We start from the raw sequence: 21952 nt of genomic DNA, 5'->3' as shown, positions 1-21952 counted from the left end.
TGACTTGCCCCGGCGAGAGTCGTGACGCGGGGCGGGGCGAGGCGGTGACAGCGCGGGCGGAGAGGGCAGGCGCTAGATGTGCTCGGTCATGAGGTTGGTGACAGTCGGCTTATCGGTGGCTGGCCGCCGAGCGCGGCAAAGCGGACGTGGCGGTGGCCGGAGGGGGAATGGGCCTGCGGGGCGTGCCAAGGCGTTCGCTGCACCGGGTGGAGTGTCTACCTTGCCGTGGCCACGGGGACAAGCCGTCCGCGGCACCATCAGGTTCCCTCACTGCGCCGGGTAGAACTGGCGGGCCCAGTGGCGGAACAAGCCGATGGCCTCGTCGCTCGCGGCGAGGCGGGGTCGTGGCTCGTAGCGTTTGGTGTTCCAGATCCTCAGGTCCTGGTGGACCTTGCTGACCGCGGTGCGCAGTATCGCGTGGGCGAAGGCCCTGTGCAGGCCGCGCCGTGGGAGCGACGCTCCAGTGGCGTCCTGCTTGTGGATGTCTGCACAGGCCGTCGCGACCAGCATGTGGGTGCGTCGGCGCCCGGTAGGTGTGTGCATGGCCCACAGGTAGCTGACGAGTCCGAGCGGGGGCAGCGGCAGCTCGACGCGGAGATATCCCAGCCCCGCCATGAGGAACGAATGGTCGGCCTGGATCTTCTGTTTGAGGGCGCGAGGCCGGTCCGGCCCGAGGCGCAGACGCATGCGCAGGAGGGGGCCTTGGGCCGTCGGCGGGTCGAGTTCCTGCACGGCGACGTGGTGCAGGACCGGGAGATGCCGGTAGTCGAGGGTGTTCTCGATGATCTCCTGGGCATGGGTGTGCACTTCCGTGCTCCAGGCGGCTGTCGGAACGACTCCGGGCTGGGCGGTTCCGGGGACTTCCCAGGCAGGTGGAGCGCCATCCGGTTCGTGCCAGGCGAAGAGGAAGCCGTTGCGCTCGCTGATGGTGTGGTGCTGCAGGCGGGCGCGCGGGGGCGGGCCGTCGGGCGTGCCGACGCAGGTGCCATCGGGAGCGAAGGCGAAGCGATGGAAGGGGCATACCAGGTTCTGGCCCTCCACGGTGCCGCCCGCTCCCAGATGAGCGCCCAGGTGTGGGCAGTAGGGATGCACTGCGCGGGGCCGGCCGTCGCGGGTGCGGTAGAGGACGATGTCCTCGTCCATGAATCGGCGGGTCAGGACCTTGCCGGGGGCCAGTTCTCGTGAACGCGCCAGGCAGAACCAGCCACTGGGGTAGGGCAGATGCCGCGCTGGCTCGTCGTCGGCGGCGTGGGGACTGTGAGACCTGGGCAGTTCGTCCCTCATCGTCATGGTCGGCAGCCAAACACGGGAAAACGCACTGCATTCACTATACGCAGCAAGATCACCCTTATGAGGTATCTGCCGGTCATATCACCACAGGTGATCTCGGGTAACACTACGATCGGTCGCTCTGAGTAGGTGGTTGGGGGCGGTTCGGCATCAGCGCCGGGATGCTCACGAGGCGGACAGGGGCGGACGCTGGTGGCCGACGGCAGCATCGACAATCTTCGTCGTGAAGCGGAAGTCATCGTCATCGGGGCCGGCCTCTCCGGCGTGGCCGCCGTGATCGCGCTGCGCCGGGCCGGTTTCGACGACGTTGTCGTGTTGGAGAAGTCCGGTCGCCTCGGCGGGACTTGGCGTGACAACACCTATCCCGGATGCGGCTGCGACGTACCGTCGGTGCTGTACGAATACTCCTTCGCGCCCCACGCGTGGAGCCGGGGCTTCGCCGACCGGTCCGAGATTCTCGACTACCTCGACACCACCGCGGTAACACACGGCGTGGACAAGGCGATCCGCTACGACACCGAGGTGCTGAGCAGCCGCTGGGAGCCGGAAGCGCACCGCTGGAACCTGCGGACCACGTCGGGCACGTACACCGCCCGCGCCCTGATCGTCGCCACCGGCCCCTGGCACCGGCCCCGCCATCCCGACATCCCCGGCCTCGACACCTTCCCCGGCACGGTCTTCCACTCCGCCCGTTGGAACCACGAAGTCGACCTGACCGGACGGCGCGTGGCAGTGGTGGGCACCGGAGCGTCCACCGTCCAGTTCCTGCCCGAGATCCAGCCGAAGGCGGCTCATGTCGACGTCTTCCAGAGCACACCGCAGTGGGTACTTCCGAAACCCGACTACGCCCTCCCTCCGGGGCTCCACCGCTTCTTCGAACACCACCCGGCAGCACGCCGCGCACTACGCGGCCTGCACCACTGGACCCAGGAAGCCATCGGCGTACCCCTGCGTCACCCCCACCTGTTGCGGCCCTTGGAGGCCCTGGCCCGCATCCATCTGCGTACCTCGGTACGGGACCGCGCCCTGCGCCGGGCCCTCACTCCTGACTACCCCTTGGGCAGCCGCCGCCTGATCACCTCCGGCACCTACTACGCCGCCCTGACCCAGACCAACGTGTGGCTGCATCCCACCCGCGTGACCGCCGTGGAGGGCTCCGACGTCATCGGCGCCGACGGCACCCGCACCCGCGCCGACATCATCGTCCTCGCGACCGGATACCACATCGGTGACATCCCGCTGGCCCCCCATCTGCACGGCACCACCGGCACACTGGCCCAGACCTGGGCCGACAACCGCCGCGCCTACCTGGGTACCAGCGTCAGCGGATACCCCAACCTCTTCCTGCTCATCGGCCCGAATCTGCTCACCGGCACCACCGCCGTCCCCACCGTCCTCGAAGCCCAACTCCGCTACATCACCACCGCCCTCAACCACCTGCGCACCAGCGGGTCGACCACACTGGATGTCAAGCCCGAGGCCGAAGCAGCTCACCAGCAGGCTCTGAATGAGGCGCTGCGTAACACCGTCTACAACGCCGCCGGCGGCACCGGTTACTACTTCGGCCTCCCGGGCATCAACACCTTCTGCTGGCCCTGGTCGACCGCCAGGCTCGTCAAGCGCCTGCACGCCTTCGACCCGGAGGTCTACACCTGGTCGCTACCACTGCCGGCCCAAGCCGGCGCCGAGCGGGATGGACTGCCGGACCGCCCTTCGAGCCGACTCCAGTAGGTCCCGGTTACGCCCGTCCACGAGGTGGTGATCGGCGGCATCGGGTTCTTCGGCCCGCCGGACGAGACGGGCACCGTCGGCCTCGGCTACGGCGTCGCCCCGGAGGCAGAGGGCCACGGCTATGCCACCGAGGCGTTGCGTGCCCTGCTGCACCACGGCTTCGCCGATGCCAGGGTGCGGCGGGTTCTCGCCGACACTGCCCACGACAACGTCGCCTCCCAGCGCGTCCTGGAGAAGGCCGGTCTGCGCCGGACCTTCTCCGACGAGAAGCTCCACTACTACGCCATCGAAGGATGATCGCCGTGCGCACCCTGACCTACTACGCCGCCACCACGCTCGACGGGTTCATCGCCGGCCCGAACGGCGGCGACCCGACCGGCCCCGACGGCTTCTTCACCGTCACCCCCGACTACCTGGAGCACATCGTCACGCACTACCCGGAGACATTGCCGGCCCCGGCCCGCGCGGCGCTGGGCGTGACCGCGTCCGGCACCCGCTTCGACACCGTCGTGGAGGGGCGCCGCTCGTACCAGCTCGGACTGGACGCCGGTATCACCGACGCCTACCCGCACCTGCGGCACTACGTCTTCTCCCGCAGCCTGACCAAGAGCCCGGACGCGGCCGTCGAGGTGGTCTCCACCGACCCGTTGGAGAAGGTGCGCGAACTCAAGGCCCAGGACGGCAAGGGGATCTGGCTGGTCGGCGGCGCCGAGCTGGCCGGGGCCCTCTACCCGGAGATCGACGAACTCGTCCTCAAGGTCAACCCGGTCACCATCGGCGCGGGCATCCCGCTGTTCGCGGGGAAGTCCGAGACGAATCCGCGCGCATTCACGCTGACCGGGCACACGGTGCTGCCCAGCGGCGCCGCCTTCCTCACCTACACCCGTTCTTGACGGGGTGTCGCCGAGGTGAGCCCAGAAGCCGCCAGTTGTTGATCTTGAGACCCGGACGGCTCCCTACAGGGTGTCGCCCGCGAGGGTGCTGACGCGGTTCGCGTACTCGCGGCGTGCTTTGCGCTGGGCCGGGACCGCCGGGGTGCCCTGGCCGCCGTCGAGGGCCTGGCAGAGCTCGAGGAGTCGGCGGTGGGTCGCGGGGACGGCGGTGACGCGCAGGGTGTAGCCCTGGCCGCGACGTACGGTCACACCCTGGTCGAGCGCCGTCCGCTCGACGGGCTCCAGCTCGGCCGCGCGGAGGAAGTCCGCGACCTTGCCCGGTACGTCGAGAGTGACAGGCAGCTCCGGGACCGGGGCGCCCTGGTCGTCGGCGGTGTGCTCGGGCAGGAGGTCGGCGACGGCGGTACGGATGGCGCCGCGGCTGACGCCGTGGTCGCGGGCGAGGGCGGCGATGGACCGGCCTTCCAGGTACGCGGTGCGTACGGCGTCGGTCTTGTCGGCCGGGACGGCGGGGCGGCGCCCGCCCTTGTTGCCCTTCGCCTCGGCGGCCCGCAGCCCGTCGTACGTCAGCTCCCGCTGAAGGTCGCGCTGGAGTTCGCCGGCCGCGGCGAGGGTCTGCACCATGAACTTCACGGTGGACAGCAGTTCGCCGGTGCGCGGGTGGCGGGCTATGAGGTCCATCGCGGAGAACGCGCCGTCGTGGATGCGTAGGGCGAGGCGGTCGCGGTGCAGGACGTCGAGCACGTCGAGAATGTGCCCGGTGCCGCGCACCAGGCGGAACATCTCTGAGATGTGCACGGTGTCGCCCGGCCGCGCGTACGCGAGCAGCTCGCCGAACTTCGGCCGCTCCAGCGGGTGGAGGCGGCTGGAGGTGCCGGCCTGCTCCTCGAAGACGACCGCGTCCTCGATCCCGGCCTCGTCCAGGACGAGATTCTGACGGTCGGTCGACTGCTGGTCGGTCGACACCCGCTTGTAGACCAGGTTGGCCATGCCGCTCCCCGTTGTGGTGGTCGCATTCGACCCTGGCTGTCAGCAAACCCTGTCATCAGCCGCCATCGGATCTCATTGGATCGGCGCCGCCGCCGGGCCCCGGATAGTCCGGGTTCATTGGACGCCCGCCGAGCCTGTCTTCATTCGTTCGTTTGCCGACACCTGATCGCTATGCCACTCGGCGGCTGGTTAGCCGCCGAGGGCGATGGCTTCGTCGAGGAGGGCCAGATCAAGTTGCTGAAGTCGGTTCGGGTCGGCGATGAGCTCGTACCCGGTGATCCTCTCGCAGGCGGTCGTGACGGTAAGGGCGAGCTGCAGTCGTCCGTACGGCGCGACCGCGATTCCCACGGCGCCGCCGATGAGTACCGGCTCCGCGACGTGCGCGTTCCGTCCGAAGACGACGATCTCCTCCGCCACAGCCCGCGCACCGCGCACCTCGACCGGCCTGCCCTCTGGAAGGGCCGCGCGGTCCGCACGCCGTACGACGTCGGGCGCCAGTACCGCGAGGACCGCGTCGATGTCGCCCGCTCGCGACGCCGCCAGGAACGCCTCGATCACGAGCCGCTGCCGGGCGAGCTCCGCACCGGGGACGGCGGGGGCGCCCCGTACCTTGCGCCGGGCCCGGCTCGCGAGCTGCTTCGCAGCGGCGAGGGAGCGGTCCACGACGGGGGCGATCTCGTCGAACGGCACGACGAACATGTCGTGCAGCACGAACGCGACACGCTCGGCGGGGCCCAGTCTGTCCAGCACGACCAGAAGGGCGCGGCCCACCGAGTCGACCAGCACTGCCTCCTGTTCCGGGCGGCCACCCGCAGCGGGATCTGGGCCCTCGTAGGGCACCGGGTGGCCTGCTGGGTCCTCCCTCCGCGATGCGCGGGCCCGCAGCATGTCGAGGCAGATACGGGAGACCGTCGTCGTGAGCCAGCCGCCCAGGTTGTGCACGGCGTCGGCTTCGGTCCGGGCCAGTCGCAGCCAGGCTTCCTGGACGGCATCCTCCGCCTCGCTGTGCGAGCCAAGCATGCGCTGAGCGACCGCGCGCAGTCGGCTGCGGTGCGTCTCGAAGCCCTCTGCGAGGCCGTCGTGCGCGCTCACCGGTCACCTCTCCCCGTCGCCGACCGTCACCACCGTAGAGGGTCCCGACACCAGGTGGCTGGCGGGGCCAGAGCCGATATGCAGGGAGCTTGTCTTGGACGTCTACGAAGCGGTTGCGAGCCGACGGGCGGTGCGCCGGTTCAGCGGGGATCCGATCCCCCGGGAAACGCTGGAACGTGTGTTGTCCGCCGCAGCCCGATCACCGTCCGGGGCGAACCTCCAGCCCTGGCACGTCTACGTGCTGACTGGCGCGCCGCTGGCGGAGCTGAAGAAACGCACCGCCGAGCGGGTGGCCGAAGGCGACCCCGGGGACGAGCGGGAGTACCAGATGTACCCGCCCGAACTGAAGTCGCCGTACCGCGAGCGCCGATCCGCCGCCGCAGAGCAGCGCTATGCCGCGCTCGGAATCTCACGCGAGGACCGGCGGTCGCGTGAGGCGGCCGTTGCCGCGAACTGGGACTGCTTCGGTGCGCCCGCGGCCTTGTTCTGCTACATCGACCGCGACATGGGACAGGCCCAATGGGCTGACCTCGGCATGTACCTGCAGACCGTCATGCTGCTGCTGCGTGCCGAGGGGCTGCACACCTGCCCTCAGATGGCGTGGTCGGTGTACTGCCGGACCGTCGCGGACGCCGTGTTGCCCCCACCGGGACTGATCCTGTTCTGCGGCGTGTCCATCGGGTTCGAGGCCCCGGCCGCGTGTCACGACCGCATCGACCGGGCCCCGCTCGCCGAGACGGTCACTTTCGTCGACGGCTAGGGCGTTCCTGCCGTCAGTCCGGTAGCGGGGCGGGATCGCCGCTCTTCCCGCCCCGCTACCGGTCCGCCGCCTGGGGTCAACCCGCCCGAAGTCCCGGACCTGCGAGCCGCGCGTTCCTGTCAGGCAGTCGCGATCCAGCGCTCGAGGCCCGGTTCCCGGAGTTCGTCGAGGACCCGCCGTGGTCCTTCGGTGCTCAGGCGGCCGTGCCGAAGCCGGAGGCGGCCGGTTCCTGTTCGCGGAGCTGGGTGAAGTCGACGTCGAGCTTGGGGTCGTACGCCTCGGGCTGGATGCCGAGTTCGTGGGTGCTGTACTCGCCGAACCGCTTGATGTGCTCGGTCAGGTACAGGGAGATTTGGGCCAGGTCCTCCGGGTCGATCTCCCATCCCTCCTCCAGGAGCTGGCGGACGATCTCGGGGATATCCAGGGCGTTATGGAAGATCACCGCATTCGTCAACAAAGCATTGAATTTCATCACCTTCTCCTGCTCGACGGGGTCGTTGTCGGCGATGACGCCCTGGTTGCCGAAGCCGACCCACTGGGAAAACCGGTTGAAGGACTCGACCTTGTTCGTCGCCGCCGTCACCCGCCGGCGAAGCGGGGCGTCCGTCAGATACCGCAGCAGCTGCGCGGTGCGAATGACGCGGCCGACCTCGCGGAACGCGGTGTAAGTGGCGTTCTTGTGTGACCCCGACCGAAGCCGCTTGAGCAGCGTCGCCGAGGAGATGACGCCCTCGCGGACGGAGACAGCCACCCGCATCAGGTGCCGAAACTGGGACTCGATCAGGTCCCAGTCGATGACGTTCTTCCCCGACTCGCCAAACAGGGCATCGATGTGCACGTACTCGCTCTGCCTGCTAGACGAGTAGTTCCGAAGTACCGGATGGTCGAAGGGGGTTGTCGGATCTGCACGCTACGTTGATCGCATGACCTACGTAGAGAGCAAGATCGTGCGCATCAGGCCGCAGCAGTTCCACGAGACCATCGGCGTGGAGGACTGGCGTGTCGTGGGCGAGGGGGCGTGTGCGTACTTCCGCACCGGTTCGTTCGCGGTCGGCGCCCAGTTCGTGCAGGCGATAAGTGAGATGCCGGAGGTTGGGGACGATCAACCGGACGTCGACGTGCGGCAGGAGTGCGTGATCGTCCGACTGATCACGGTCACGGGCGACTACTACGGGCTGACCGAGCGGCATGTCGAGCTGGCTCGGCAGATCTCGGCGGTGGCCCGCACGTTGGACATACCGGCTGATCCGTCGGCCGTGCAGACGGTCCAGGTCACCATCGATGCCCTCGCCGGTCCCGACGTGGTGGCGTTCTGGCGTGCCCTGCTCGGCTACCAGGACCGTGCGGACAGCGGTGAGGACCTGATCGACCCGCGCCGCCGCGGGGCACCGTTCTACTTCCAGCAGATGGATGCACCACGCCCGCAACGCAACCGGGTCCACGTCGATGTGTGGGTGCCCTACGACCAGGCCGACGCGCGGATAGCCGCCGCGCTCGCGGCCGGTGGCCGCCTGGTGAACGATGCCGACGCGCCATCGAACTGGGTACTGGCCGACCCTGAGGGCAACGAGGCGTGCGTCGGCGTGGCCGGTCCGCCCGGACCCGCCACCGACCGCCCGTGAACGCCCCTGCCCGAGGGGGTCATGCTGAAGGGCCTCCGGTTGAGCACGGGACACGTTTGTGTGGCGGTTAGTGATCGAATGCGGTCAGTGACCTCAGGACGGGGGCGCCGCTCTTGTGGTTGTGCCAGATAGCGGAGGCCATCGCGAGGATGCGCTGGGCGACCCGGACGGCGACACCCTCGAAGGTGCGTCCACCGTGCTGTTCGAGGTCCAACTGCCCCTTCAGTGTGTCGTTGACCGACTCGATCAGCTGTCGCACCGACTTCAGTAAGGACTCTCCCCTGCGGCGCGTCTCGCGTTTGAAGGACGGTCGGAGCAGTTCGGCGCCGCGCATCGCGAGGTCGTTCTCGAACTCCATGGAGGCGAAGCCCTTGTCCGCGATGACCAGAAGTCCCGGGCGGTCGGAATCGCCTCCTTGACCAGGGGCAACGCGGCCCGCAGCCTCTTGTTGTACCCGGGCCTCTTCGGTAGGTACGGGAACATTGAGCCCAGGTTGGCGTGGGCGAACCGCAGCCAACGGGATTCCGAGGCGAAACCCAGCAGAGCCTGCGCGACGGCCAGGCAGACCAATTCGGAGTCGCTCAACTGCGGTGGCCTGCCCAGGCATCGCGTTCCTGCGATCTCGTCGTCGACCTTGACATACAGTCCGGTGATGAGGGTGTCCAAGTGTTCGTTCGTCACAAAACGATCTTGGACACCCTCCCTGGACCTCCGGACGGACCGACAGCATTCGGAACTACTCGTCTAGGCCGGTAGAAGGCCAGGCCCTTCCAATTCCGGATCCTGGGCATCAAGTCGAAGCCCAGCAGGTGCGCAAGGGTAAAGACAGGCAGCGACTGGCCCTGCGTATCCGCATGCACGGTGGTGGGCCTGACCTCGGAGGCATTCTTGAGCAGGCCCTCGATGATGTAGACGGCCTCCCGCACCCCACACGGGATGAAATGGGTAAAAAGCGCAATATAGGTGTCTGAGATGTGGTGGTATGCAATGCCGCCCGGCTTCCCGTACCGGACGGACGTCTCAGCGAGCAGGTTGTCGAGGTAGGTGTCCATGTGGGTGCCGTCGGCGGCCACGGCGGTGCCGTCGCCCCACGCCTGCGAGATGTCCAGGCGGGCGTGCGCGTTGACCAGATCGGCGATGGCCTCGTTCAGCAGCACGAGGGAGAAGTGCCGGTTCGCCACGTAGACCAGCTCGTGCCCGCTCACGCCGGGGATGTGGCGGGCGGCTTCGTACGGGCCCATGTTGGTGCCCTTCACGAAGGTGCAGATCACGTACCGGCCGAAGGGGTCCTGGAGTTTGGGGTCGTTGCCCGAGGGCGGGCCGAAGCGGCGCCACCACTCCACCCAGTACGCGGTCCGCGCGCAGATCCCGATCAGCGTGCGCTCCGGCATCCGTGCCTTGATCTCCTGCTCCAGCCGCTTCGCTGAGGGCCGCTGTCCCTCCGACCGGTGCGGTTTGAGCGACGGGATGCCGGTGTCCGGGTCGATCACCAGGCTCTCGTTGTCCGGGTATCCGGCGTCCGCGGCCGCGGCGGCGACCCGCAGCCGGTCCTCCAGCTGTCGGCGGAAGGAGGCGGCGTCGAAGGCGGCGGCCTGGTCCTCGTCCTCGGCCAGGCCGACCTCCACCAGGTAGGCGGGCAGCTTCTCCTCCACCACCTCCCACGGCAGCAGCTGGTCGCTCCAGTCGGCGAACTCCTCCGAGCCGACCACCGCAACATCGCCCGTGCGCAGTTCCTCGGCGAGGTAGGTGAAGACCATCGCCTCGAAGTGCCGGCGGACGAACTGCCCCGGCCTACTCCTGTCGACCACGGCCTTCTGCCAGTTCTGCGTGGCGAACGAGATGTCGACCCGCTCCCCGTCTTCGCCCAGCGCGCTGATGTACTCGCCGCGGGCGGCCTCGTTGCGCTGCGCGTGCGCGAGCGCGTCCAGCACCCGCCCGTCCTCCGAGGTGACGGTGAACTCCAGCTTCTCCGCCAGGTCGAACATCAGCGCCGGGTCCCGGCCGATCTGCCCGTACAGCAGCACTTCTCAGAAGTTGCCGTGAGGGGCGGAGACCTTCTCGATCTGCTCGTACTGCTTCGCGAACCCGCCGAAGCCCTCCACGGTCTTCGTGGCCGCGCCGAGCCCGCCGGAAGGGGCGCATTCGGCCTGGTTCCCGGCACAACTGTCCGCGGTGGCCAAGGAAGCGGTGGACGTGATGCGGCCGTGGTTCCTCGGGGTCGTCTCCACACGGCTGTTGGGCGTCGTGGCGGTGGATGATCTCGGTGAGGTGGGCTCGGCGCTGCTGTTTTCGGGCCGCGATGGGGTGGGGGTCGAGGCCGGCTTCGGCGGCGGCGTCGATCCGCGTGACCTCGGCCCGCAGGGCGGTGATCCGGCTGTCGGTGTGGTTGATGTTCGCGCACGCCGGATGGCATCGGGAGTGGTCCGTGCCACTGGCCGGTCGAATGCAGGCGGCGCGGTCGAACCTCGCCTTCGTTAACGAGGACTTGCACAGTCTCGACGAGGGCGACCACGGTCGGTACCGGGTCGAGCACATGTCTGATCGCGGCGGCCAGTGGGCCAGCGGCCGCTTCTAGGATATGCGGCATGGCAACACGACTTGTGCAGATCAATATGAAGGCTCAGGACGACTCCGTGCTCGGCCGGTTCTGGGCGGAGGCACTCGGCTGGGGTGTCGACAGCGAGGGACCCGGTGTGACCAACCTCGAACCCGTGGGATTCGCCTACCCCGACCCCGCGGCCGTCTGCATCGACATCGTCGCCCGCCCGGAACCCAAAACGGTCAAGAACCGGGTGCACCTTGATCTGGCCACCACCTCGACCGCCCATCAGGCGGAGTTGGTCGCACGCCTGACGGATCTCGGCGCGACGCTCGCCGACGTGGGTCAGGGCAACGTCCCCTGGACGGTCATGGCGGACCCGGAGGGCAACGAGTTCTGCGTCCTGGAGCCCCGCCCGATCTACCGGGACACCGGGCCGATCGCCGCGGTGGTGGTCGACTGCACCGACCCACGAGAGATGGCCCGGTTCTGGGGCGAGGCGATGGACTGGACGCTGCACGAGGTCACCGACGACCACGCGACCATGCGCTCCGCCAAAGGCGTCGGCCCCTACCTGGAGTTCCTCCGCAGCCCCGACACCAAGAGCGTGTGGAACCGCGTCCACCTCGACGTCTGCCCCTACCTCGGTGACGACCTGGCAGCAGAGGCAGCCCGACTGCGCGCCCTGGGAGCCGCCGACCCGGGTATCGACCAGTCCGCCATCTCCTGGACGGTTCTGGCCGATCCGGAGGGCAACGAGTTCTGCCTCCTCACCCCTCGCTGACGGCACCACCCGCTGGCCCTCGGCCACCATGGACACTCCGCCCGCCCCCGGAACGGGCTGTCCATCGGGCGGCCGCCCCTGTGACGCCCGGTCAGGTCAGGCATGGCTGGGGAGATCCATCGAGCATGTGGGGTAACTCCCGGTCACGGGTGGCCGTATTCAACGAGCCTCATCATGGCCGGGCCAGGCGGCGGGTCATGAGCAGGATCATCGGCCAGTAGACCATCGCCTCGGCACTGGTGGTGCGGCGCTCGAAGTCGCGCACCAGGCGGCGGGTGCGCATCAGGTGGGCGAAGAGGCGCTCGACGATCCACCGCTTGGGCACCACCACGAACCCCTGCCCATTGATCAGCTTGCCGCCGTCGAAGCCACGGCTGTCGGAGCCGACGACTGCGTCCGCCTTGACTGACTGCGAGTCGATCACGCCGGCTGTCGGCTCCGTGTCCCGCCCCTCCCTCTCGCGGATCCTCGATCGCAGCCGATCGTGGAACTCCTTGACCAGCACGTGGTCGCGCCAGCGGCGGAAGAACGCGTATACCCGCTCCCACGGCGGGAAGTCGGCAGGCATGGCCCGCCACTTGATGCCGTTGTCGACCAGGTAGCGGACCGCGTCCAGCATCGCCCGGTGGCAGTACGCCTCCGGCGGCCCGCCCCGGCCGCGCAGCCGGCCGGGCACCGGCAGCAGCGGCCGGACCACAGCCCACTCCGTGTCCGTCATGTCCGAGGGATACCGCCGAACACGTTCCGGGTGATCGGCCGCATTCCCGAACCGGTGAGCGACACAATCACACGTCGGTGCGGCCGAGTTGAGTTCCACCGGCGCGAGCACGTACAACTGCGGCAACAGGGTCTCCTGGATCTCGGTTGGCTTCGCAACCCCGAGCTACCAAGAGGCCCTGCCTTCGTGCCCGCAGCCTGCGGCAACCACCCGATCGAGACTCCCGTTCGACGCACAACCCTCAAGATCGGAACGACAACAGCTACTCAGATGATCGGGTCCCTGGGTTGCTCGTCGGCGGCCATTGCGTCTGGGGACGGACGCAAACGGTCGTCACATGAGGGAACGTGCGATGCGGAATCCGACGTCGTCGACCTGGAAGGTCGGGTGGCTGCGGCGTCGCGCGGAGGCCCGGCAACTCCAGTGCTCATCGAACCAGCCACCGCCACGGAGCACCCGGTAGGTCCCGTAGACCTCGGCGTCGTAGACGTCCCAGCACCAGTCCCAGACGTTGCCGAGCATGTCGTAAATCCCCCACGGGTTGGGGCGTTTGCCGCCCACGTCGTGGATGCGTTCGTGCGAGTTGCCGCGGTACCAGGCGATCTCGCCGAGTTCCCCGTAGCGCGGCCCTGCCGTGCCGGCACGGCAGGCGTGCTCCCACTCGGCTTCGGTCGGCAGTCGGTACCCGTCGGCGGATGCGTCCCACTCGATGCCTTCGCCGTCGGCGTGGAAGTGGTACGCGAGTATGAACCCGTCGCGCTGGGACAGGGCGTTGCAGAACCGCGCTGCGTCCCACCAGGAGACGCATTCGACGGGCAACTGGTCGCCATGGGCGGTACTCGGCCACTGGTCTGTGATCTGTGCGTACAACGCCTGGGTGACCGGGAATGCCGCCAGTTGGCAGGGCGCAAGCTCGACCGACCAACTGCGCTGCGTTCGCCGGTCCGACAGCGTCACTTGCCCCGGCGGGATGGCGACCATCTCTTTCCCCGTAATCACGTCCATGATCAGAAGATCCTAACGAGACCTGTCAGCGCGAAACGGCAGAACCGAACCAGACCAGCTGAGACAGCACCCACCATCCATGCGGCCAGGACCGGATCAACTGGGGTTCCCGTCGGACAGGCGTCTCAACCGAACTGGTCGCCGCAGGTCGGGGCTCCGCCCGCAAGCCAGATCGTCTGAGACGGGACACCAGGGCCAGCGACCCCAAGCACCCGGTCGCTGCAGGGGCTGCCCATGACTCGGATGCGCACCATCTGCTGCCGGATGACTCTGGATACATGAAGGCCACGTGGTCGGGGATGATCCAGTTCGGGTTGGGCGCCGTACCTTATCTAGATCCCGCACGTATCTGCCCAGGTCAGATGAGAGTGACTGGCTAAGAGGTCCTAACAGAAGCCGTTGATCATGTGACTTTCGGCTTGAGCGGTCGTTGGTCTACTCGTGGGGAAACGTCAGTCGCGACCTTGGATCGTGTCGGATGAACTGTGGTCGCTGATCGAGCCATTGCTGCCTGAACCGGGTCCGAAGCTGGTGGAGGGGCGGCCCCGGATCCCGGACCGGCAGGCGTTGTGCGGGATCCTGTTCGTGCTGCATACCGGCATTCAGTGGGAGTACCTGCCCCAGGAACTGGGCTTCGGCTCGGGGATGACGTGCTGGCGGCGCCTGGCCGCGTGGAACGAAGCCGGTGTCTGGGACGCGCTCCACTTGGTGCTGCTGAAGAAGCTGCGGGCCGCGAAGAAGCTGGACTGGTCGCGGGCGGTGATCGATTCCTCCCACGTGCGGGCCGCTCGGCGGGGCCCAAAAGCGGCCCCAGCCCGGTCGATCGCGCACGGCCAGGCAGCAAACACCACGTCCTCACCGACGCCCAGGGCATCCCGCTCGCGGTGTCGCTGACCGGCGGAAACCGCAACGACGTCACCCAGCTCCTGCCCCTGCTCGACAAGGTCCCCGCCGTTGTCGGCGCCGTCGGCCGGCCCAGACGCCGACCGGATGCGCTCCTCGCGGACCGCGGCTACGACCACGACAAGTACCGCCGACTGGTGTGGCGGCGCGGTATCCGCCCGGTCATTGCCGAACGAGGCGAGCCCCACGGCTCTGGCCTCGGCGTCTTCCGCTGGGTGGTCGAGCGCACGATTGCCTGGCTGCACGGATTCCGCCGCCTGCGGATCCGCTGGGAACGACGCGACGACATCCACGAAGCCTTCCTCGGCCTCGCCACCTGCCTCATCACCCACCGACACGTCCGACGCCTTTGTTAGGACCTCTAAGGGATGTGAGGTCGGTCCCGTCAACGCGGGTCGTCAACCTGGAGCTGGCCGCGGGAGCGTTGAAGGGGTTTGCCGGGCAGTAGCCGCCCGCCAAGCAGCACGACACAGGCCCCGCGGTCGGCAGCCCGCCGGCATGGGCGTGCGGGTCCTGGCTGGGCGGTGCGGGCGAGTGGTCCAGTACTCCGATCAAAAGGTGGCCTCCACCAGCACCGTAGCCCGCAGTGCACTGCGGGCATCTGCCGAATCTGCGGAGCCGCGACCGTTCGAGCCGTGACGCGCCCTCGCGGCACGGCGCCAGCTCCTCCCACGTGAGCTGTCGCCCGCCCTCACTCCCTCCACACACAGCCGCGAACGGCCGGCGAGGCGAGTCTGCGCACTGGCCTTGTGCGCCTTGGTCAACGGCCACGCCGCTGCCAGTTCGAGGCCGACCGGGTCCCCCGTCCCGGATCGCCCATCCCTGGAAGCACCATGCGCTTTCCAGCCGGGACGAGACGCCTGTTGTGGCACAACGCTTCACACCGGCTTGCGCGCTACTACGAACGGCGGGTCACTGTCATCGAAGCCGCTTTCGACCTCACCGACGCGATCATCACCGTCCGAGCCTGATCCGCCCAGCCTGGACCACCCACCGCTGCCACACACGCCCACGACGCCGACCATCACCGGTCGCCCGTCTGCGCGGCCTGTCGTACGTGCCTAGCGAGTCACAGTTGAGTAACGCCCACTCCTAAGATGGTATGTGATATTGCACATGCCACATGATGCCTTCATGACAAAAGCTAGAGTCCTGTTATCGGTCGTCGCCGTCATCGGCGGAGTCTGCGCGGGTATCACCCCTGCTTCGGCTTCCTTGACTGCGCCAGGGGGCACGGGTCAGGGGAAACTCATCTGGAGTTCCTGTAACGATGCGACAGCTCCTGCGCTGCAGTGCGCCATGCTCGAAGTGCCGCTGGACTACACGCGGCCGAACGGCGCCAAGATCAAAATCAAGGTGAACCGGCTCCCGGCCACCGCGCCCAAGAGCAAACGGCAGGGGCCCATCCTGCTGAATCCCGGCGGCCCCGGCGACTCCGGTCTGTGGATGCCCGCCTACGTCTCCGGAAAGATTCCCCGGGACGTCGCCTCGACCTACGACTGGATCGGCTTCGACCCCCGCGGCACCAACGCCAGCGAACCCCACGTCACCTGCAACGCACACTACTTCGACGCCGAGCGGCCGGACTACCAGGTCAGCCAGGGCACCTCGCAGGCATGGCTGGAGAAGTCGGCCACGTACGCGGCCGACTGCGCCGCGAACTGGAGCTGGTTCCTACCGCACATGACCACCGTCGACAACGCGCGCGACATGGACAGCATCCGGCGGGCACTCGGCGTCCAGAAGATCAATTTCTACGGGGGCTCGTGGGGCACCTCGCTGGGCTCGACGTACGGCCAGCTCTTCCCTTCGCACGTGCGCCGGATGGTGCTCGACAGCGTCGTTGGCCCCACCATCAGCTGGTACGACCACAACATCCTGCAGGACAAGGAACACCAGCGCCGGTTCGACGCCTTCGCGGCATGGACCGCCAAGGCCGACCCGGTCTACCACCTGGGCACGGACGCTGCCACCGTGGAGCAGAAGTACTACCAGGTCGAAGCCGCGTTGCGGATCAGCCCGGTAGCCGCCGCCCCGGCCCCCGGAAAGATCGGCCCCGCAGAGTTCGAGGACACCTTCTACGGTGGCGGCTACAACTTCCTGCGCTGGCCGCAGATGGCAACCGTACTGTCGGCCTACCTCACCAAGAACGACACCCGCCCGCTGCAGAGCGCCTATAACCGCTATGCCGCCCCGGGTGCCGACGACGGCACCTTCCCGGCGTACAACGCGGTCCAGTGCACCGAGAACAACTGGCCGCGCGATTGGGAGTTCTGGAAGAGGGACCAGGCCAAGGTCAACGCCGTCGCGCCCTTCTATACCTACAACAACATGTGGTACAACGCCGCCTGCATGTTCTGGCCCTACCAGGGCAACCCGGCCGGCCGGCTGAAGATCACCGGCAAGGGCCTGCCGCCCGTCCTGCTCTTCCAGGCCACCGAGGACGCCGCCACCCCCTACCCGGGTGCCCTCGCCATGCACAAGGCACTGCCCGGATCCAAACTGGTCGTCCAGAACGGCGGCAGCTTCCACGAGATCCTCTTCCACGGCAACGCCTGCCTGGACGACGCCTTCACCGACTACCTGCGAGACGGCCGCCTCCCCGCAGGCAAAGGCGTCATCGCCAAGACGTGCGCACCGGAACCCGACCCCACCCCGGTCTATGTGCCGCCGCCCCCCGCCACCGTGAAAGCCGAGCCCGCCCTGCCGGTCACAGACCCCCAGGCAATCCACGGCGTCAGGTAACGCAACGCAACGCTCCCGCTGGATAGGAGGGTCGGGTAGCCCGGGGCAATCGCACCCCCAGGCCACCCGACCAGGTTCTGCGGCTCTGATCAACATTTCAGGTCCAACGGGTGGGTGGGATGGAACTCGGGCCGCTGCGGCAGCAGGATGGCGAGTTGGTCCCACAGCGGTCCGGTCAGCCATGACGGCAGCGCAGGCACAGGTTCCCCGTGATCACAGAGCGTGGAACTCCTTGATCACCGCACCTGTATCTGTCCCGTCTGCCAATTGGCCCCAACGTGCCCATCCGCGCGACCCCTTGGAAGGAGCCCGATCCCATGGCCCTTGGCGTGCGAGTGTCCTGACGCGCCGGCCGACGTGGTCTCGTCTGACTTCGGAGGTGGGGGACGGTATGACTGATCACGCCAACGAAGGAGCCGCGAACCAGTGAATGCCGGGTGGTCGGTGAGATCGTTCACGTTGGGCGAGTCGGCAGGGGCCTGACCGTCGTGCCGTCCATTTCATTTGGGCAGTCTGCGGTAGCAGGTGAGTGTCGCTGCGAGGGATGATGCCCCGCGTGCGTAACCATCGCCGCAGGTGAGAGTAGTCGTATCCCTTGTCGCCGTGGAGTTTGGTCGGGCGTCGTCTGCGGGGTCGGCGCCGGGAGCGGATGGGCGGTATCCCGCGGACGAGGGGCTCGAGGGCCTGGTTGTCGTGCAGGTTGGCGCCGGAGATGCCGATCGAGAGGGGCAGCCCGTTCCGGTCGACGATGAGGTGGATTTTCGATCCGCTCTTACCGCGTTCGGTCTGATTCGGTCCCGTCAGTGTCCCCCTTTGACCGCGCGGACGCTGACGGAGTCGATCGCGCACCGCGACCAGTCCAACTCGCCCTGACCACCGAGTTCGTTGAGCACCAGGCGATGGAGCTTGGCCCACACACGAGCCTCGGACCACTCGGTGAATCGCCTGAACGCGGTCACCCCAGACGGACCGAACCCGGGAGAGAGCTGGTTCCACGTGCAGCCTGACGTGGCCACGAACACGATGGCGGCCAAGACTTCGCGATCTCCATGGCTTCGACGCCGGCCACCGCCCTGCGGGCGGGTCGGCGCCGACGGCGCAACCCGCTGGAACAACTCCCACGAACGGTCCGGCACCAACCGCTCGACAAGCTCACTCGCCATCCAGCCAGCATCCCGCAAGATCACACCAAATGAAATGGCGTGTTACTAGCCGCCGATCGGCGCTCGCGGGCAAGTCGGCCATCTCTTCGTTGCCAGTCGTGGCGACGGCGAGTAGGGCTTGCGGCGGCTCACGCAGGTCGCGAAGCGCGTCGTGGAGTGCGAGCAGTAGCTCTTGCGCGGTGGCTGCGTCGGAGGGCATGTCGGCGGTGTCGAGCTTTGCGGCGAGGGTCCGGATCTGCTGAGCGATCTGCCGGCTGAGGCGGACGTTGCGGGCCATCGGCTGTTCCATGGGTTGGATGCTGATACCGGTACGGTTTCCGGCGGACCAGGGCCGGATAGCTTCCGGTCCCCCCGTGCTGCGACGAGGTAGCCCGCGGTCCTGGCCGGGGTCATTCCTCGGGCGTGTGCGGGCAGGTCTCGCGTTGCTGGTAGCTTGCCGGCACGCCTGTGCCTACAGTCGCCCAGAAGGCCGGGGAGTCCTGGAAGTGGCCACCCAGGGTGTGCCAGGGGCACCGCCACGGCCGCGGCCGGCGGGCCGGTTGGAGGACCGCCCGTCGTGCTGTCCGTGCCCTGTCGCCCGGTTGCCGTGGCGCCCGCCCGCCGAAGTTGACGGTGCATGGCGCAGGGGTTTCACCCGGACGGCGGAGCGGGCAGGATGAGGCGGCCATGACATGCCCATACGGTGCTGACCCGAAGGGAACCGTCTCGTGCTCCGTAAGCCAAGCGCCCTGCTCGCCGCCTCCGCTCTGCTCCTTCTCGGCACCGCGACGCAGGCCACGGCCGACACCTCACCCCCTGCCGCGCCCTCGGCCGCCTGCACCTACACGCCGGCCGTTCCCGCAGACAACTTCAAGGGGATACCGGTCTTCGACCCGGTGAAGGCCGCCAAGCCGTACAGCGCGACGCTGCGTACCGGCCAGGGCGCGATCACCTTCAGGGCACTGACCGACAAGGCTCCCTGCACCACGTACTCCTTCAAGTTCCTCGCCCAGCACGACTACTTCGACCGCTCGCACTGCCACCGGCTCACCACCGCGCGCATCTACGTGCTCCAGTGCGGCGACCCGACCGGCACCGGGAGCGGCGGACCCGGTTACTCCTTCCCCGACGAGAACTTGACCGGGGCGACCTATCCTGCCGGGACGGTGGCGATGGCCAACGCTGGGCCCAACACCAACGGAAGCCAGTTCTTCTTCGTCTGGAAGGACACCAAACTCTCGCCCGCCTACACGCCGTTCGGCAAAGTGACCGCGGGCCTCGACGTGCTCCAGAAGATCGCGGTGGGCGGCGAGGACGACCAGAACGGGCCGGGAGACGGCTTTCCGACGCTGCCGGTGAACATCAAGCGCGTACAAATCAAGAGCAGATAGTACGGTCCGGCGCCGGCCCGGTCCTTGCCGGAGGCTTCGTCCGTCCCGGTCATGGTCGGCGTCGTACGAGTTGGCAGACGAGATCGTCCAGCGGGTAGAAATTCCATGGGGACGCGGCCCACCTGGAGAAAGGTGACCCTGTCGCCGTGGTCGGCGACCTGATGGGTGGTAAGCAGGGTGATCTTGCTGATCGGGTGGGCGAACGACAACAGCTGTAGACCGCCCGCCCGGTCGCGCGCTGCGCACTCTCACGAGCTATGTGAGGCAGCAGTGCATCGCAGTGCCTCCGCGCCTCGCTGTCCTGGTGCGGACGGTGTAGTCGACGGCGAAGGCGAATCACCGGCGAGGTTCGCGGCGCGGTCGGCAGCGGGACGGTAGTCGTGTCGGTATCCGGGTTCATCGGGGCGGCATCGGCGGCAGAAACCAGCGCCATGCTGCTCCCGGTACCAGTCACGGTGTACGTCGCCGGGATGGTCGCACAGGACGCAAGGTGTGATGCATGTGTAGGGGGTGCAGCCGTCCTGGGGGTTGTCGTAGCTGGGACCGCTGCACGTTGCACAGCGGCCGATCTTCGTGACTGTGCTGGTCATGGTCGTTGTCCTCACTTCTCGTCGTCGCGGTCGGCCGCGTACAGCAGGACGACGAACGCGAAGGGACCTGGCGCGAACGCGCCCTGAACGCCGAGGACGCCCTCAAAGCCGCCCACACCGAGATCCTCGCCCAGCGCACTCGGAGCGGCGAACTCCTCTGCCAGATACGCGATATGCGAGCTGAGTGGACCGAGGGCGCCATCCAGCGGATCACCACCGAGAACACCACCCTCAAACAGCGCGTCCGCCAGCTCACCATCGACAACCGCACCCTCGACGAGCGACTCAAGGCCGCCCGCTCGAACCTGCGCTTCCAGGACCGGTGCGTCGCGACCTCGAAGCCCGCATCGCCGAACCGGCACCGACGTCCTGATCCCTCCTGCCCAACCACTCCACGGCCCGTCCACCGTCCCGGTGGACGGGCCGTCCCATGAGACCTCCCAGGCGAGTTACAGCAACTGTCCTTTGACAGTGAACCCAGTCGCTCCGTCATCCAACCAGCCGACGCCGACAACGCCGCCGGCGTCGCCCCGGCACACCGGCTTGAGCGGGGTTGTCGATGCTGCTTCTCGGCATTTGCCGGGCCGATGCGGACTTCCACGGCGGCAGGCAGCGCGCCACCGCCCCAGTTCCCGCAAGGACCTGTACAAGAGGCCACTTGGACAGGGAAATCGCAACTTCGACAGGACTCGCAGAGGCAGCTACCTTCACCTGGACTTCGGTGGTCGCCCGCGGTCGCACAGGAGTTCCTTCAGGCTGCGCCACCCGCGACGGGATGAGTCGGTCACGCCCCACGAACCCTCGCCCCCCATGCGTAAGCCACCGACCCGGGTCTGCACCAGGCACCCCCAACCAGGAAGAGACACATGCCCCATCTTGCTCTGTACACATTCGGCGTCCTGAAGTCACCTCTCGTCGATCCCGCACCTCTCACGCGCGAGTTCTACGACAGTGGTGAGGCCGTCTACCGGAAGATCAGTCAGCACCCCGGATACCTCGCGCGTGCCGAAGCGGCGGACGGCGACCGGGGCATGCTCTTCGAGGCGGACTGGGGTGCATGGGGAGAGTTCGCCGTACCGACCTGGTACGGCAAGGGCCGTACGGTGGAAACCACCGCCCTGGCCGCGACACTCTCACTCTGGACCGACCTGCGCCCCGCCTTCGACGCCGTCTACACCGGTCTGCACCGTGAGGCGCTGAACAGGCGTTACGACTGGTTCGAGAGGACAGGGCACCCGAATTACGTGTGCTGGTGGGTCTCCGACGGCGCGATACCCACCTGGCGGGACGGGGTTTCCCGGCTGGAGCACCTCCACGACCACGGCTCCGTGCCGCACGCCTTCACCTTCCACCACTCATTCGCTCCGAACGGAACTCCGACCAGGATCAAAGGCATCGGGCCGAAGAGCGACCAGGTTCACTGACAAGGAAGGCTGAACGACTCGGTTCGCTGTCAAACGCTCGGCACCGACGCCGGTGCGATAAGTCAGGGCCTCTACTACATGTCGTGGCTCATGACCAAGCTCCTCGTCTAGTTGCGTACGGAGCGGGACCTGGAGCGCGCCCAGGACCTGTTCCGCCTCAGCTACTTCGCGGCGTAGCGGGCGCGTGACGCTCCCGGGCGTGGACGCCCGGGGCCGAGTTGAAGCCGTCCTCAAACTCCGTGCCCTGAACACAACGGGATTCCGGCACCTACCGGCGCTACCCACCTGTGCTGCGAGCACCCAGCGTCTTTATCCTGCACCCAGCCAGCACGA

The 21952-nt window shown here is 67.8% G+C and carries 20 protein-coding genes and 5 pseudogenes; 13 read left to right on the top strand and 12 right to left on the bottom strand.

Annotation, left to right across the window (positions count from 1 at the left end; genetic code table 11):
- Window positions 1-267 precede the first annotated feature (267 nt).
- A complete protein-coding gene (locus tag AVL59_RS29560; RefSeq protein WP_067310433.1) occupies window positions 268-1290 on the bottom strand; it encodes a Rieske 2Fe-2S domain-containing protein in 1023 nt (340 codons plus the stop codon).
- A gap of 192 nt (window positions 1291-1482) precedes the next feature.
- On the opposite strand from AVL59_RS29560, the gene AVL59_RS29555 reads away from it, so the two are divergent.
- Genes AVL59_RS29555 through AVL59_RS29545 form a run of 3 tightly spaced genes read left to right on the top strand, consistent with a single transcriptional unit; the run spans window position 1483 to window position 3914 of the window.
- Window positions 1483-3021: a flavin-containing monooxygenase gene (locus AVL59_RS29555; RefSeq protein WP_099053145.1), complete on the top strand. Its 1539-nt coding sequence runs from the start codon at window positions 1483-1485 to the stop codon at window positions 3019-3021.
- Between the two features lie 27 nt (window positions 3022-3048).
- A complete protein-coding gene (locus tag AVL59_RS29550) occupies window positions 3049-3318 on the top strand; it encodes a GNAT family N-acetyltransferase (RefSeq protein WP_159400125.1) in 270 nt (89 codons plus the stop codon).
- Between the two features lie 5 nt (window positions 3319-3323).
- The gene (locus tag AVL59_RS29545; protein ID WP_067317924.1) at window positions 3324-3914 is read left to right on the top strand and encodes a dihydrofolate reductase family protein; all 591 of its coding nucleotides are present in this window, start codon (window positions 3324-3326) and stop codon (window positions 3912-3914) included.
- A 63-nt stretch (window positions 3915-3977) separates the two neighbouring features.
- Here the strand turns inward: AVL59_RS29545 and AVL59_RS29540 are convergent, their stop codons facing one another.
- The gene (locus AVL59_RS29540; RefSeq protein WP_067310428.1) at window positions 3978-4904 is read right to left on the bottom strand and encodes a recombinase family protein; all 927 of its coding nucleotides are present in this window, start codon (window positions 4902-4904) and stop codon (window positions 3978-3980) included.
- 189 nt (window positions 4905-5093) lie between these two features.
- Window positions 5094-5996, bottom strand: coding sequence for a sigma-70 family RNA polymerase sigma factor (locus tag AVL59_RS29535; RefSeq protein WP_067310426.1), 903 nt, complete (start codon window positions 5994-5996; stop codon window positions 5094-5096).
- Window positions 5997-6090: 94 nt separating this feature from the next.
- Here AVL59_RS29535 and AVL59_RS29530 point away from each other — a divergent pair, with 94 nt between their 5' ends.
- On the top strand, window positions 6091-6756 hold the full coding sequence (locus tag AVL59_RS29530; RefSeq protein WP_067310425.1) for a nitroreductase: 666 nt from the start codon (window positions 6091-6093) through the stop codon (window positions 6754-6756).
- 193 nt (window positions 6757-6949) lie between these two features.
- On the opposite strand, the pseudogene AVL59_RS29525 reads toward AVL59_RS29530, so the two are convergent.
- Window positions 6950-7609, bottom strand: a pseudogene (locus AVL59_RS29525) (Tn3 family transposase); the annotation flags it as partial.
- A gap of 70 nt (window positions 7610-7679) precedes the next feature.
- Here AVL59_RS29525 and AVL59_RS29520 point away from each other — a divergent pair.
- The gene (locus AVL59_RS29520) at window positions 7680-8378 is read left to right on the top strand and encodes a VOC family protein (protein ID WP_067310421.1); all 699 of its coding nucleotides are present in this window, start codon (window positions 7680-7682) and stop codon (window positions 8376-8378) included.
- Window positions 8379-8445: 67 nt separating this feature from the next.
- Here AVL59_RS29520 and AVL59_RS29515 read toward each other — a convergent pair.
- From AVL59_RS29515 to AVL59_RS29505, 3 genes and pseudogenes are all read right to left on the bottom strand, one after another.
- Window positions 8446-9059 (bottom strand): annotated as a pseudogene (locus AVL59_RS29515) (transposase).
- The gene (locus tag AVL59_RS29510; protein ID WP_067310419.1) at window positions 9056-10402 is read right to left on the bottom strand and encodes a Tn3 family transposase; all 1347 of its coding nucleotides are present in this window, start codon (window positions 10400-10402) and stop codon (window positions 9056-9058) included. Before AVL59_RS29510 ends, AVL59_RS29515 begins: the two are co-directional and overlap by 4 nt.
- 3 nt (window positions 10403-10405) lie before the next feature.
- On the bottom strand, window positions 10406-10558 hold the full coding sequence (locus tag AVL59_RS29505) for a hypothetical protein (RefSeq protein ID WP_159400124.1): 153 nt from the start codon (window positions 10556-10558) through the stop codon (window positions 10406-10408).
- Here AVL59_RS29505 and AVL59_RS52680 point away from each other — a divergent pair.
- Window positions 10551-10856, top strand: coding sequence for a hypothetical protein (locus tag AVL59_RS52680; protein WP_159400123.1), 306 nt, complete (start codon window positions 10551-10553; stop codon window positions 10854-10856). The two genes, AVL59_RS29505 and AVL59_RS52680, sit on opposite strands and share 8 nt — an antisense overlap.
- Before the next feature lie 107 nt (window positions 10857-10963).
- Window positions 10964-11701, top strand: a complete 738-nt coding sequence (locus tag AVL59_RS29495) for a VOC family protein (RefSeq protein ID WP_067310411.1) — start codon at window positions 10964-10966, stop codon at window positions 11699-11701.
- 172 nt (window positions 11702-11873) lie between these two features.
- Here AVL59_RS29495 and AVL59_RS29490 read toward each other — a convergent pair whose 3' ends face one another.
- The gene (locus tag AVL59_RS29490) at window positions 11874-12545 is read right to left on the bottom strand and encodes a transposase (RefSeq protein WP_443732253.1); all 672 of its coding nucleotides are present in this window, start codon (window positions 12543-12545) and stop codon (window positions 11874-11876) included.
- Between the two features lie 207 nt (window positions 12546-12752).
- Window positions 12753-13424: a formylglycine-generating enzyme family protein gene (locus AVL59_RS29485; RefSeq protein WP_067310408.1), complete on the bottom strand. Its 672-nt coding sequence runs from the start codon at window positions 13422-13424 to the stop codon at window positions 12753-12755.
- 441 nt (window positions 13425-13865) lie between these two features.
- On the opposite strand from AVL59_RS29485, the pseudogene AVL59_RS49555 reads away from it, so the two are divergent.
- From AVL59_RS49555 to AVL59_RS29470, 3 genes and pseudogenes are all read left to right on the top strand, one after another.
- A pseudogene (locus AVL59_RS49555) lies at window positions 13866-14683 on the top strand (IS5 family transposase).
- A gap of 510 nt (window positions 14684-15193) precedes the next feature.
- Window positions 15194-15351: pseudogene (locus AVL59_RS53070) on the top strand (IS5/IS1182 family transposase); the annotation flags it as partial.
- 275 nt (window positions 15352-15626) lie between these two features.
- Window positions 15627-17072 carry an alpha/beta hydrolase gene (locus AVL59_RS29470; RefSeq protein ID WP_067310405.1) on the top strand — a complete coding sequence of 482 codons (1446 nt, stop codon included), beginning with the start codon at window positions 15627-15629 and terminating at the stop codon, window positions 17070-17072.
- 104 nt (window positions 17073-17176) lie between these two features.
- Here AVL59_RS29470 and AVL59_RS51755 read toward each other — a convergent pair.
- The 3 genes and pseudogenes from AVL59_RS51755 to AVL59_RS29460 form a co-directional block, all read right to left on the bottom strand.
- Window positions 17177-17272: pseudogene (locus AVL59_RS51755) on the bottom strand (IS5/IS1182 family transposase); the annotation flags it as partial.
- A 199-nt stretch (window positions 17273-17471) separates the two neighbouring features.
- Window positions 17472-18235, bottom strand: a protein-coding gene (locus AVL59_RS50910) for an IS5 family transposase (protein ID WP_237281721.1) whose coding sequence is annotated in 2 segments (ribosomal slippage) — window positions 17472-17882 and window positions 17885-18235 — 762 coding nt in all. Because the reading frame shifts where the segments join, the coding sequence is not laid out codon by codon here.
- Window positions 18225-18524: a hypothetical protein gene (locus AVL59_RS29460; protein WP_159400122.1), complete on the bottom strand. Its 300-nt coding sequence runs from the start codon at window positions 18522-18524 to the stop codon at window positions 18225-18227. Before AVL59_RS29460 ends, AVL59_RS50910 begins: the two co-directional genes overlap by 11 nt.
- Window positions 18525-18942: 418 nt before the next feature.
- Between AVL59_RS29460 and AVL59_RS29455 the strand changes: the two genes are divergently transcribed.
- From AVL59_RS29455 to AVL59_RS29445, 3 genes are all read left to right on the top strand, one after another.
- A complete protein-coding gene (locus tag AVL59_RS29455) occupies window positions 18943-19605 on the top strand; it encodes a peptidylprolyl isomerase (protein WP_067310396.1) in 663 nt (220 codons plus the stop codon).
- Window positions 19606-20200: 595 nt separating this feature from the next.
- Window positions 20201-20629: a hypothetical protein gene (locus AVL59_RS55125; protein WP_237281720.1), complete on the top strand. Its 429-nt coding sequence runs from the start codon at window positions 20201-20203 to the stop codon at window positions 20627-20629.
- 432 nt (window positions 20630-21061) lie between these two features.
- Window positions 21062-21619 carry a DUF3291 domain-containing protein gene (locus AVL59_RS29445; RefSeq protein WP_067310393.1) on the top strand — a complete coding sequence of 186 codons (558 nt, stop codon included), beginning with the start codon at window positions 21062-21064 and terminating at the stop codon, window positions 21617-21619.
- Window positions 21620-21952 lie beyond the last annotated feature (333 nt).

Origin of the sequence: Streptomyces griseochromogenes (genome assembly GCF_001542625.1) — a bacterium.
Classification (GTDB): domain Bacteria; phylum Actinomycetota; class Actinomycetes; order Streptomycetales; family Streptomycetaceae; genus Streptomyces; species Streptomyces griseochromogenes.
This window is presented reverse-complemented; position numbering and strand designations above follow the sequence as displayed.